At 68.7% G+C, this 11,774-nt stretch carries 11 protein-coding genes; 7 read left to right on the forward strand and 4 right to left on the reverse strand.

Going from position 1 to position 11,774, the window contains the following annotated elements; translation table 11 throughout:
• The first annotated feature begins 26 nt into the window (after positions 1 to 26).
• The 7 genes from ABFG95_RS21165 to ABFG95_RS21195 all read left to right on the forward strand — a co-directional run bounded on the left by ABFG95_RS21165 (position 27) and on the right by ABFG95_RS21195 (position 7,090).
• Complete coding sequence (locus tag ABFG95_RS21165) at positions 27 to 704, forward strand: ABC transporter ATP-binding protein (RefSeq protein ID WP_063584795.1); 678 nt, start codon at positions 27 to 29, stop codon at positions 702 to 704.
• Positions 701 to 1,297: an energy-coupling factor transporter transmembrane component T gene (locus ABFG95_RS21170; RefSeq protein ID WP_054419451.1), complete on the forward strand. Its 597-nt coding sequence runs from the start codon at positions 701 to 703 to the stop codon at positions 1,295 to 1,297. The genes ABFG95_RS21165 and ABFG95_RS21170 overlap by 4 nt, the downstream gene beginning before the upstream one ends.
• A gap of 53 nt (positions 1,298 to 1,350) precedes the next feature.
• Positions 1,351 to 1,908 carry a biotin transporter BioY gene (locus ABFG95_RS21175; protein ID WP_175144305.1) on the forward strand — a complete coding sequence of 186 codons (558 nt, stop codon included), beginning with the start codon at positions 1,351 to 1,353 and terminating at the stop codon, positions 1,906 to 1,908.
• Between the two features lie 245 nt (positions 1,909 to 2,153).
• Positions 2,154 to 3,317 carry an ABC transporter substrate-binding protein gene (locus ABFG95_RS21180; RefSeq protein ID WP_049072095.1) on the forward strand — a complete coding sequence of 388 codons (1,164 nt, stop codon included), beginning with the start codon at positions 2,154 to 2,156 and terminating at the stop codon, positions 3,315 to 3,317.
• Positions 3,318 to 3,447: 130 nt separating this feature from the next.
• On the forward strand, positions 3,448 to 4,485 hold the full coding sequence (locus tag ABFG95_RS21185; protein ID WP_026382592.1) for a branched-chain amino acid ABC transporter permease: 1,038 nt from the start codon (positions 3,448 to 3,450) through the stop codon (positions 4,483 to 4,485).
• A gap of 5 nt (positions 4,486 to 4,490) precedes the next feature.
• The gene (locus ABFG95_RS21190; protein WP_238907982.1) at positions 4,491 to 6,329 is read left to right on the forward strand and encodes a branched-chain amino acid ABC transporter ATP-binding protein/permease; all 1,839 of its coding nucleotides are present in this window, start codon (positions 4,491 to 4,493) and stop codon (positions 6,327 to 6,329) included.
• A complete protein-coding gene (locus ABFG95_RS21195) occupies positions 6,326 to 7,090 on the forward strand; it encodes an ABC transporter ATP-binding protein (RefSeq protein ID WP_006389249.1) in 765 nt (254 codons plus the stop codon). Before ABFG95_RS21190 ends, ABFG95_RS21195 begins: the two co-directional genes overlap by 4 nt.
• A 22-nt stretch (positions 7,091 to 7,112) precedes the next feature.
• On the opposite strand, the gene ABFG95_RS21200 is transcribed toward ABFG95_RS21195, so the two are convergent.
• The 4 genes from ABFG95_RS21200 to ABFG95_RS21215 form a co-directional block, all read right to left on the reverse strand.
• On the reverse strand, positions 7,113 to 7,520 hold the full coding sequence (locus tag ABFG95_RS21200; protein ID WP_054419457.1) for an ASCH domain-containing protein: 408 nt from the start codon (positions 7,518 to 7,520) through the stop codon (positions 7,113 to 7,115).
• Complete coding sequence (locus tag ABFG95_RS21205) at positions 7,517 to 9,667, reverse strand: phospholipase C, phosphocholine-specific (protein ID WP_278991684.1); 2,151 nt, start codon at positions 9,665 to 9,667, stop codon at positions 7,517 to 7,519. Before ABFG95_RS21205 ends, ABFG95_RS21200 begins: the two co-directional genes overlap by 4 nt.
• A gap of 71 nt (positions 9,668 to 9,738) precedes the next feature.
• Positions 9,739 to 10,584 (reverse strand): branched-chain amino acid aminotransferase, encoded by an 846-nt coding sequence (locus tag ABFG95_RS21210; protein WP_278991683.1) that lies wholly within the window; start codon positions 10,582 to 10,584, stop codon positions 9,739 to 9,741.
• Positions 10,585 to 10,659: 75 nt separating this feature from the next.
• Positions 10,660 to 11,670: an ABC transporter substrate-binding protein gene (locus ABFG95_RS21215; RefSeq protein WP_049072107.1), complete on the reverse strand. Its 1,011-nt coding sequence runs from the start codon at positions 11,668 to 11,670 to the stop codon at positions 10,660 to 10,662.
• Positions 11,671 to 11,774 lie beyond the last annotated feature (104 nt).

Raw genomic sequence — 11,774 nt, forward strand, 5'->3', positions numbered from 1 at the left:
AAATGGTTCGGGCATAATCCCGCCCCATGTTAATCGAGTTTGACCAGGCGATTGTATCGACGCCCCAGGCGGAAGTGTTGCGCGGGGTGAGCGTGGCGCTGGCCGGACGCCGGGTCGGCATCGTCGGTCCCAATGGCGCCGGCAAGAGCACGCTGGCGCGGCTGGTCAACGGGCTGGTGCTGCCGACCTCCGGCTGCGTGCGGGTTGGCGGCCTGGATACGCGGCATGAATTGAAGGCGGTGCGCCGCCAGGTCGGTTTCGTATTCCAGAACCCCGAGAACCAGATCGTCTTTCCGATCGTGCGGGAAGATCTGGCGTTCGGCCTGAAGCACCTGGAGCCGGATCGCGTCCAGCGGGAGGCCCGCATCGAGGCCGCGCTGGCGGCCCTGGGCGTGGCGCACCTGGCGGATCGCACCAGCCACACCCTGTCCGGCGGCGAGCGCCAGCTGGTGGCGCTGGCGGCGGTGCTGGTGATGCGGCCGGGGCTGGTGGTGTTCGACGAACCCACCACCCAGCTGGACCTGCGCAACCGCAACCGGGTGCGCGATGCCATTGCCGCCATGCCGCAGGACGCCATCGTGGTCAGCCACGACCTGGCGTTGCTGGAAGACTTCGAGCGGGTGCTGGTGATCCAGGACGGCGCCATTGCCGCCGACGACGAGCCGGCCGCCGCGCTGCGCTGGTACCGGAATCACTGCGCGTGATCGAGCCCCTATATATTCCCGGCGACTCGCCGCTGCACCGGCTGCCCGCCGGCCTGAAGCTGCTGGCGCTGGCCGCGGCTGGCGCCGGATTGTTCCTGCTGCGCGATCCCGCCCTATTGGCGGGCGCCTGCGCGGTCGCCGGCCTGCTGCTGTGGTGCGCCGGCGCCACGCCCGGCGGCGTCTGGCGCCAGGTGCGCGGCCTGGTCTGGGTGTTGCTGGCCGTCGGCGCGTTCACGGCCTGGTTCCAGGGCTGGCGCGAGGCGCTGGCGGTACTCCTGCGTATCGCCGCGATGGTCGGGCTGGCGCTGGCGGTGACGCTGTCGACCCGCAGTTCCGACCTGATCGCCGTGTGCGAGCGGGTGCTCATGCCGTTGCAGCGCATTGGCCTGCTGGACGCCGGCAAGGTGTCGCTGGCGCTGGCGCTGGCCCTGCGCTTCGTGCCCGAGATCTGGCGCAATTTCCACGAGATTCGCGAGGCCCAGGCGGCGCGCGGACTGGGCGCCAACCCGGTGGCGCTGATCGTGCCGCTGGTGGTGCTGACACTGAAGCGGGCGCAGGAAGTGGCCGAGGCCATCGACGCCCGCAGCCTGTGACTGTCCCTCTTCATCCCTGATTCCCTGTCCCACTAGATAGAAAGGGCATTGCCATGAAATCCAACAATACTGTGCTGGTGGCGCTGTTCGCCGCGCTGATCGTGGTGCTGAGCCTGATTCCGCCGATTCCGCTGCCGGGCATCCCGGTGCCGATCACGCTGCAGACGCTCGGTGCCATGCTGGCCGGCGCCATGCTGGGGCCGGGCCGTGGCGCGCTGGCCTGCCTGCTGTACCTGGCGCTGGCGGCCATCGGCCTGCCGGTGCTGCCGGGCGGACGCGGCGGTCTGGGCGCGTTCTTCGGGCCGACCGGGGGCTTCCTGGTCGGGCTGGTGGCCGGGGCATTCGTGACCGGCTGGCTGGCGCGGCGCCTCTCGGGTAGGGCGACGGGTTTCGGCGGCCAACTGGCCGGCGCCGCCATTGCCTGCGTGCTGGGCGGCATCGCGGTGGTCTACGCTTTCGGCGTGCCCTGGCTGGCAACGGTCACCAAGATGGGGCTGGCCAAGGCGGCGACGGCGGTGGTGGTGTTCGTGCCCGGCGACCTGATCAAGGCCGCGCTGGCCGCGTGGGTGGCGACGCGGGTCGAGCGGGTCTGGCCCATGCGCGGTCAGTGAGTTTCGCGCCGGGGCGGGGCCAAGGGAATCCCCCAACTGACGCCCGAAGGGCTTTCAAGTACAAGTTCGCCATTAACGAATGCGTTTGCTGGATCGCGGTTTCCGTAGCACATCAGGGATTTACCGTAGTTGCGCGAAGTCATCTGATACTGTTTTAACCCTATAATATTTTTTTCTGTATAACTTTAACTAGGCTCGCTTCCGCCTCGTCCGGGGCACAAAAGAGCCACCACAGGAGACAAAACATGCGCAAGCACTTCGGCTTGTCCGCGGCCGCCGCCGCCGTTGCCCTGACCCTGCCGCTGCTGGCCAGCGCCCAGGTCAAGGTGGGCGTCACGGTGTCCAGCACCGGCCCCGCCGCGTCGCTGGGCATTCCCGAGCGCAACACGGTCGCGCTGCTGCCCAAGGAAGTGGCCGGCCAGAAGATCGAGTGGATCGTCCTGGACGACGCCACCGATACGACCCAAGCCGTCAAGAACTCGCGCAAGCTGGCCTCCGACGACAAGGTCGACGTGCTGATCGGCACGTCGGTCACGCCGGGCTCGCTGGCCATGGTGGACGTGGCCGCCGAAGCCAAGGTGCCGATGATCAGCGTGGCCGCCAGCGCCAAGATCGTCGAACCCGTGGACGACAAGCGCCGCTGGGTCTTCAAGACCCCGCAGAACGATGCCCTGATGGCCGGCGCGCTGGCCGATGCCATGGCCAAGTCCAAGGTCAAGACGCTGGGCTTCATCGGCTTTGCCGACGCCTACGGCGACGGCTGGCTGGACGTGATGCAGAAGGCCGCCAAGGCCAAGGGCATCGAGATCGTCTCCATCGAGAAATACAGCCGCACCGACACCAGCGTCACGGGCCAGGTGCTCAAGCTGATCGGCGCCAAGCCCGACGCCATCCTGATCGCCGGCGCCGGCACTCCGTCCGCGCTGCCGCAAAAGGAGCTGAAGGCCCGCAACTACGGCGGCACCATCTACCAGACCCACGGCGCCGCCAACAACGACGTGCTGCGCGTCTGCGGCAAGGACTGCGACGGCATGTACCTGCCGGCCGGCCCGCTGCTGGTCGCGGCCCAGCTGCCCGACAGCAACCCGGTCAAGAAGTCGGCCCTGGCCTACGTCGAGACCTACGAGAAGGCTAACGGCGCCGGTTCGACCAACACCTTCGGCGGCCACATGTGGGATGCCGGCCAGTTGGTCGTTGCCGCGCTGCCCGCGGCCCTGAAGACCGGCGCCAAGCCGGGCACGCCGGAGTTCCGCGCCGCCATGCGCGACGCCCTGGAAAACGTCAAGGACCTGGCCGCCTCGCAAGGCGTGTTCAACATGTCGCCGACCGACCACGCCGGCTTCGACGAGCGTTCGCGCGTCATCGTCAAGGTCGAAGGCGGCAAGTGGGTCTACCAGCCCGGCCTGTAATCTCCCTGGATTGCCCGATCCAAGGGCGCCCCTTGCGGGCGCCCCATGCTTCGCACCGGCCTCTCCGGCCGGTGTGTCGTATCAGTGTTCCGGGCGGGGTCGGAACACCAAGAATCAATAAGGTTGTTAGATGGATTCCTCAATTGCGCTGATTCTGCTGCAAGACGGTATCGTCAACGGCGCCATCTATGCCCTGCTGGGCATGGCGCTGGTGCTGGTGTTCGCCGTTACGCGCGTCATTTTCATTCCCCAGGGCGAGTTCGTGGCGTTCGGCGCCCTGACGCTCGCGATGCTGGTGGACGGCAAGGTGCCCGGCACCGCCTATCTCCTGCCGCTGCTGGGCGTGGTGTGCCTGGCGCTCGAGCTGCTGCGCGCGCTGCGGACCCGCAGCGCGGCTGGCCTGCCCAAGGCCGTGTTGACCTGTCTCGTCGTGCCGCTCGCGTTGCTGTGGCTGACGACCACCTATACCGCCGCCGGCAATTCGCTGTGGCTCAACATGCTGCTGACGCTGCTGCTGGTGATCCCGATGGGCCCGATGGTCTATCGCATCGTCTACCAGCCGCTGGCCGAGGCCACCGTGCTTGTGCTGCTGATCGTGTCGGTGGCGGTGCACTTCGCGCTGACCGGCCTGGCCCTGGTGTTCTTCGGCGCCGAAGGCTGGCGCACGCCCGCGTTCGTGAGCGGCCAGGTCGACCTGGGCTTCACCACCTGGTCGGCGCAGAGCCTGTTCGTGGTCGCGACCTGCGCGCTGCTGATCATCGCGCTGTGGCTGTTCTTCGGCAAGACGCTGTACGGCCGCGCGTTGCGCGCCACCGCCGTCAACCGCCGCGGCGCGCGCCTGGTGGGCATCAGCACCACCATGTCGGGCAGCCTGACCTTCACGCTGGCCACCGCCATCGGCGCCATGTCCGGCATGCTGATCGCGCCCATCACCACGGTCTACTACGACACGGGCTTCCTGATCGGCCTGAAGGGCTTTGTCGGCGCCATCATCGGCGGTTTGGCCAGCTACCCCGTGGCGGCCGCCGGCTCGCTGCTGGTGGGCGTGCTGGAATCGTTCTCGTCCTTCTGGGCCAGCGCCTACAAGGAAGTGATCGTCTTCACCTTGATTATCCCGGTTCTGGTCTGGCGTTCGTTCAGCACCCATCACGTGGACGAAGAGGAGTAAACGCCATGAACCGCATTCTGCTTGCCGTCTTTATCGTCGTCCTGGCGGGGCTGCCGCTCTTGCCTGTCACGCCCGAGTTCTGGGTGACGCAATTGAACTACATCGGGCTGGCCAGCCTGGTGGTGCTGGGGCTGGTGCTGCTGACCGGCGTCGGCGGCCTGACCTCGTTCGGCCAGGCCGCGTTCGTCGGCCTGGGCGCGTACACCACCGCCTACCTGACCACGCAATACGATGTGTCGCCGTGGCTGGCGCTGCCCGCCGGCCTGATCCTGACCGCCGTGGTGGCCTACCTGCTGGGCGCGATCACGCTGCGCCTGTCGGGCCACTACCTGCCGCTGGGCACCATCGCCTGGGGCCTGTCGCTGTACTTCCTGTTCGGCAACCTGGACTGGCTGGGCAAGCATGACGGCATCGCCGGCATCGAGCCCATCAGCATCTTCGGCATGTCGCTGGCCAGCGGCCGTCACATCTACTACCTGATCTGGGTGTTCGTGCTGCTGGCGCTGTGGGCGACCCGCAACCTGCTGAACTCGCGTCCGGGCCGCGCCATCCGCGCGCTCAAGAGCGGCGCCGGCATGGCCGAGTCGATGGGCGTGAACACGGCCGCTTACAAGGTCGTGATCTTCGTCTGGGCCGCGCTGCTGGCCTGCGTCTCGGGCTGGCTCTACGCGCACATGCAGCGCGCCGTCAGCCCCAGCCCGTTCGGCATCAACTACGGCATCGAGTACCTGTTCATGGCCGTGGTCGGCGGCGCCGGCTACGTCTGGGGCGCGCTGCTCGGCTCCAGCGTCATCCTGGTGCTGAAGGACCAGCTGCAGAACCTGCTGCCCAAGCTGCTGGACACCAACGCCAACTTCGAGATGATCGTCTTCGGCGTGCTGCTGATCCTGATGCTGCAATACGCCCGCAACGGCCTCTGGCCGATCCTGGCGGGCTGGTGGGGCAGCCTCACCGGCGCCGATGGCTCGCGCCGCCACCTGGCCCCGCCCAAGCCGGCGCCGGCGCTGCCGCTGCGCGCGCGGCCGCAAGCCGGGCAGGTGGTGCTGGAAGTGGATGCCATCCGCAAGGAATTCGGCGGCCTGGTCGCCGTCAACGACATCAGCTTCAAGGTCCGCTCCGGCGAGATCATGGGCCTGATCGGCCCCAACGGCGCCGGCAAGAGCACCACCTTCAACCTGATCAGCGGCGTGTTGCCGGTGACGCGCGGCAAAGTCACCTTCATGGGCGAGCGCATCGACAGCCGTTCGGCGCGCGAGATCGCCAAGCTGGGCGTGGGCCGCACCTTCCAGCACGTGCAGTTGCTGCCGGGCATGACGGTGCTGGAAAACGTCGCGCTGGGCGCACACCTGCGCTCCGACGTGGGCGTGTGGGCGGGCGCCCTGCACACCGACCGCGCACGCGAGGCGCAACTGCTGCACGAGGCCGCCGAGCAGATCAAGCGCGTCGGCCTGGGCGAATACCTGTACGAACAAGCGGGCAACCTGGCGCTGGGCCAGCAACGCATCCTGGAAATCGCGCGGGCCCTGGCCAGCGATCCGGTGCTGCTGTTGCTGGACGAGCCGGCCGCCGGCCTGCGCTACAAGGAAAAGCAGGACCTGGCGCGCGTGCTGGAACAGCTGCGCGCCGAGGGCATGAGCATTCTGCTGGTGGAACACGACATGGATTTTGTGATGCGCCTGACCAACCACCTGGTGGTGATGGATTTCGGCACCAAGCTGGCCGAAGGCGTGCCGGCCGAGGTGCAACAGAACCCGGCGGTGCTGGAAGCTTACCTGGGCGGCATCGACGACGACCTGCCCGAAGCCGACCAGGCCAAGCCGGTGTCCGCGGGAGGCGTGCAATGACGACGTCCAAACCCGTTCTTGAAGTCAGCAACCTGTCGGCCCGCTACGGCAAGGTCGGCGCGCTGGCCGGCGCCACGCTGACGGTTCCGGCCGGCAGCATCGTCACGGTGATCGGCGCCAACGGCGCCGGCAAGTCGACCATGCTGAACGCCATGATGGGATCGCTGCCGCAGACCGGCCACGCGGCCGGCTCCGTGCAATACGCGGGCACCGATGTGTCGAGCTGGCCGGTCGAGCGCCGCGTCGCCGCTGGCATGTCGCTGGTGCCCGAGCGGCGCGAGCTGTTCGGCAGCATGTCGGTCGAAGACAACCTGCTGCTGGGCGGTTTCCGCCGCTACCGCGCCCGCGAAAGCGGCTGGCGCGACACGCTCAACGAAGTCTTCGACCTGTTCCCGCGCCTGCGCGAACGCCGCGCCCAGCAGGCCGGCACGCTCTCGGGCGGCGAGCGCCAGATGCTGGCGGTCGGCCGCGCGCTGATGGCCAAGCCGGCGCTGCTGATGCTGGACGAGCCCAGCCTGGGCCTGGCGCCGCGCATCGTGCGCGAGATCTTCCACATCATCGCGCGCCTGCGCGAGACCGGCGTGGCGATCCTGCTGGTGGAACAGAACGCGCGCGCGGCGCTGCAGGTGGCCGACTACGGCTACGTGCTCGAGACCGGCGAAGTCATCCTGCACGGTCCGGCGCGCGAGCTGGCCGGCGATCCCAAGGTGATCGAGAGCTATCTCGGCCTGGGCAAGGGCGCGGAGCAGGCCGAGGCCTGATCCCCGCCGCGAGGCGGACGTGTCAGTCCGCCTCGCGCTTGAACACCTCGACCACCCGGAAGCGCTCGCACACCAGCAGCATGTCTGGCGCGTAGCCGCCATTGCGGTCGAAGTAATCGATGTGTCCGGATCGCCAGGCGTCGTAAGGGCCTTCGCCCTCGGCCACGGCGAAGGCTTCGTCCACTTCGTCGAAACGCTGGATGACGACGCTGATCGTCTCGATGGCGCAGGCCGGGCGGCCGCGGCCATCCAGCACCACGTCGCGTCGGCCCGGCTCGGGCACCGGTTCCTTCTCGTCAAAGTCGCGCAGCGCGCCGCAGGTCGCGGTCTTGGCGCCCGACAACACCAATGCCAGCAGTTCATCGGCCAGCTCGGGCGAATCGCCGAACTGGAAGGTCACGGCGTTCTCGTAAGGGGCGGGCGGTTTCATGCCGGCAGCGTCCAATGCAGAATCAGTTCCTGGCCCATCGCGGGGTCGGAGGTGGAGGGAGCGCCGGTTTCGATGCGTCCTGCCAGGCGGCGCAGGAAGCCGGGCGCGTCGTCGGCGCGCACGCTGAAGTCGTACCAGCCGCCGCTGGCGGCCAGGTCCCAGGCCAGGGTGGCGCCGACGCCGGGTGCGAGCGCCGGTTCGTGGTGGCCGGCGTAGCCGTAGGCGTTGGCTTCGACCTGGAAGCCGCGCGGCAATGCGCCCGGGTTGTGCAGTTTCAGGCGCAACGTCGGCCCGGCGGCATCGCAGATGGCCTCGACCGATAGCGGCTCGGCGTCCGCGTGCAGCCGGCCCGCGACATGACGATGGAAGCCATTGGGGCCGAGCAGCCAAAGATCGTAGCGGCCGTCGTTGCCCGTCACCGGCCAGCTCGCTTCCAGATGCTTGCCTGCCTCGAGGGTGTAGCGGCGCGGGCCGTCCTCCAGGCGCAGGCGGTCGTACACATGCAGCACGGCGCCGGCGGCGCCGCTGTTGTCCATGCGCAGCGCGATGCTTTCCTTGCCGGCGCTGGCCTGCACCGACAGCGCATAGGGCAGCGCGCGCGACGGGCGGGTGCCGGCCGCCTGCCGCGCCAGGGCGGGCCGTTCGGGCGCGGGCGGGGTGACGGTGCCAGGCAGCGCGGCGGCCTGGGCCGCGCGTGTGGCGGTGGCCGGCAGGCCACGGGTCAGGTCGGCCTCATCGGGCGTGGCGAAATCGAAGATCGAGGTCAGGTCGCCGCAGACCGCGCGGCGCCACGGCGAGATGTTGGGTTCGGCGACGCCGAAGCGGCGCTCGACGAAGCGCAGCACCGAGGTGTGGTCGAACACCTCCGAGTTGACCCAGCCGCCCTTGGTCCAGGGCGACAGCACGTACATCGGCACGCGCGGCCCCAGGCCATAGACGCCGTGCAGGTGGGCGGCCGTATCGTCCTTTTCGGCGCCGGTGACGATCTCGTGGTATTCGCCGGCGGTGTCCACGGTGGACGCGCCCGCCAGCCTGCCGTCAGGGCCGCGCGAGGGGGGCGCCGGCGGCGGCATGTGGTCGAAGAAGCCGTCGTTCTCGTCGAACATCAGCAACAGGACGGTCTTGCTCCAGACCTCGGGATTGGCGGTCAGCGCGTCCAGCACCTTTGCCGTGTAGTCCGCGCCCTGCGCCGGGCTGGAAGGGCTGGGATGCTCGGAGCCGGCTTTGGTGGCGCAGATCCACGACACCTGCGGCAGCGTGCCATCCAGCACGTCCTGGCGCAACTGGTCCAGGCCGCGGGTGGTCAACGCCTTGTCCTTGAGCGCGGCCAGCGAGCCCGGCACGCCGTGGTAGGCGTCGCGGTAGGCCTTGAAGCCCGCGGTCGGATTGAGCGAGTAATTGTCCGCCATGTCCTGGTAGATGCGCCAGCGGATGCCGGCGCGTTCCAGCCGCTCGGGATAAGTGGTCCAGGTGTAGGCGCCGGCGGGATCGCCGCCGCCCAGCTTGTTGTAGGTGTTGCCCAGCGCCGGGCCGTGGCCGCGGCCCAGGCCGTCGTTGGTGCCGCTCCAGACGAACAGGCGGTTGGTGTTGGTGCCGCCGGTGAACGAACAGTGATAGGCGTCGCACACGGTGAAGGCGCGCGCCATGGCGTACTGGAACGGCATGTCCGCTTCGGTGTAGTACGCCATCGAATGGTTCTTCTTGGCGGTCGGCCATTGGCCCATGCGGCCGGCGTCCCAGGCGTCCTGGGCGTTGGACCAGGTGTGCGGCGTGCTGGCCACGCGCATGGCCTCGTAGGCCGCGCCGGTGTCGAGCCGGAATGGCAGCACGCTGCGCGGCGCGCCCTCGTCGGGGCGGCCGTTGTACTGCGCCCAGACCGTGCGGCGTTCGAAGTCGGGACTGGCGGGCACCGGGATCGGAAAGCGGTCGCCGAAGCCGCGCACTCCGGCGAGGCCGCCGAAGTAGTGGTCGAACGATCGGTTTTCCTGCATGAAGATGACGATGTGCTCGACGTCTTCAATCGTGCCCTTGCGGCGGTTGGCGGGAATCGCCAGCGCGCGGCGGATGGAGGCCGGCAGCAGCGCCAGGGCGCTGCTCGCGCCGGCGATCGCGGCGCCGCCGCGCAGGAACTCGCGTCGGGTTTGCATGCGGGATCTTCCTTGTCATGCGGCGCCGCCCGAGATGGGCGGCGTGCTCCGCCGCGCCGCGGCCGGAGGGGTTATTGCTTGCGCGTGCTTTCGGCGTAGTCCATGTACAGCTTGTGCGCGCGGCGCGCCAGCGGGCCGTATTCCAGCTTGCGGTCTTCGACGCGGTTCACGTGCACCACCTTGCCGTAGTTGCCGGACGAGAACACTTCGTCGGCGGCCTCGATGTCGGCGCGCGTCAGGCTGCGTTCCTGCACCACGACGCCGTCGGCCTTGAGCAGCGCCAGCACGCGGCGGCGCGTGATGCCGTTCAGGAAGGTGCCGTTGTCCACCGGGGTCGAGACCACGCCGTCCTTGGCGATCCACAGGTTGCTGGAGGCGAACTCGGCGATGTTGCCGGCGCCGTCCAGCATGATGGCGTTGTCGAAGCCCTTGTCCATCGCCTCGCGGATGGCGCGCTGGCCGTTGGGGTACAGGCAGGAGGCCTTGGCGTCGGTCGGCGCCATGTTGGGCCAGGAACGCGCGAAGCTGGAGAAGCAGGCGGCAAAGCCCTGGTCGCCCGGCATCGGCACCTTGAACACGTGCAGCACGAACTGGGTCTTGTCGGCGTCGGGCAGCAGGAAGCCGTCGGCGCAGAAGAACATCGGCTTGATGTAGAGCTCGCTGCCCTCGGGGAACTTGGCCACCGCCTGCAGGCACAGCGCCTGGATTTCCTGCCAGGTGATCTGCGGCTTCATCAGCATCTTTTCGGCCGAGCGCACCACGCGCTGGCAATGCAGGTCCAGGTCGGGCGTCAAACCGCGGAACGCGCGCGCGCCGTCGAAGACCATGCTGGCCATCCAGAAGGCGTGGTCGGCGGGGCCGAGCAGTTTGGGGTTTTCGGTGGTCCAGTGACCGTTGTGCCAGAACAGGGCATCCATGGTGGTTTCCTTCGCGGGTATCGGGTGGCGCGACAATGGCGCCGAAACGTCAGGATACATTAGGCGCGGACCGTCTCACTCCTTGTCCAGCGCCGCCTGCACGCGTTCGGCCGCATCGGCCGGCATCCATTGCCGCCAGACCGGTCCGTACTGCTTGAGGAAGTAGCGCGCGGCCTCCTCGGGTTCCTTGCCTTCGTTCTCCAGCCAGCCGAGCGTGGCGTCGATGGCGTCGCTGGGAATGGTCAGCTTGGCCAGGAACGCGGCCAGCTGCGGCGCCTCCTTGGCAAAAGCGCTGTTCACGCCAGTCACCACGGGGTTGGGCTTGAACTCGGTGGCCACCGGCTTGGCGCACTTGGGATCGGTCAGGCAGGTATACGCGGTCTGGTCAAAGGCCGGCAGTTCCAGCTTGACCAGGTCTAGCGCGCCGACCAGCGCGGTGGGCGTCCAGTAGTAGAAGACGATGTCGCGCTTGCGCTTGTAGGCCGACAGGATGGCGGCCTTCTGCGCCGCGCCGGAACCGGGCGCGAACAGGCTGTAGTCGCGGTCCAGGCCGAGCGCGCGCAACAGGTTGTCGTTCAGCGTGCCGCAGGCCCAGCCGGCGGGGCAGCCGTAGATGCGGCCGCGGCCCGGGTCTTCCGGATCGGCGAAGACCTGCTTGAAGCGCGCCAGGTCCGCCGCCGATTTCAAGTCGGGATGGCGCTGCACGGTGTAACGCGGCACGTACCAGCCTTCGCCGGCGTCGTAGACATGCCCCAGGCCCTGCACGCGGCCGCTGGCCAGCGCCTTCTTCCAGGCCACCTCGATCTGCCCCGGCCACACCTCCGGCGTGACGTCGACGTCGCCGCGCTGCAGGGCGGCCAGCATGGGCAGCGTCTCGCCGATCTCGACGCTGGTCTTGCAGCCGTAGCCGTGCTCCATCACGTAGCGCTCGATGCCGGCCAGCACCAGGTTGGATTCCCAGTTCAGGCCGCTGAAACGGACCGGGCGGTCGACCTCGCAGACCGGCTTGGCGGCGTGGACCGCGGCGGGCGCCAGCAGGGCGGCGGACAGCGCCAGGGCGCCGGCGAGCAAAGGCTTCATGCGCATGATGGAGCACCTTTCTGATTGCGTGCCGGTCATTGTAAAGGTCCCATGCAATCGGGGCCGCGTTCAGCGGCCCCGAGGGTCAGGCAGGCGATGCGGCCGGCGGC

It is taken from the genome of Achromobacter sp. HNDS-1 (assembly GCF_040084795.1).
In the GTDB taxonomy this organism is placed as follows: domain Bacteria; phylum Pseudomonadota; class Gammaproteobacteria; order Burkholderiales; family Burkholderiaceae_B; genus Achromobacter; species Achromobacter ruhlandii.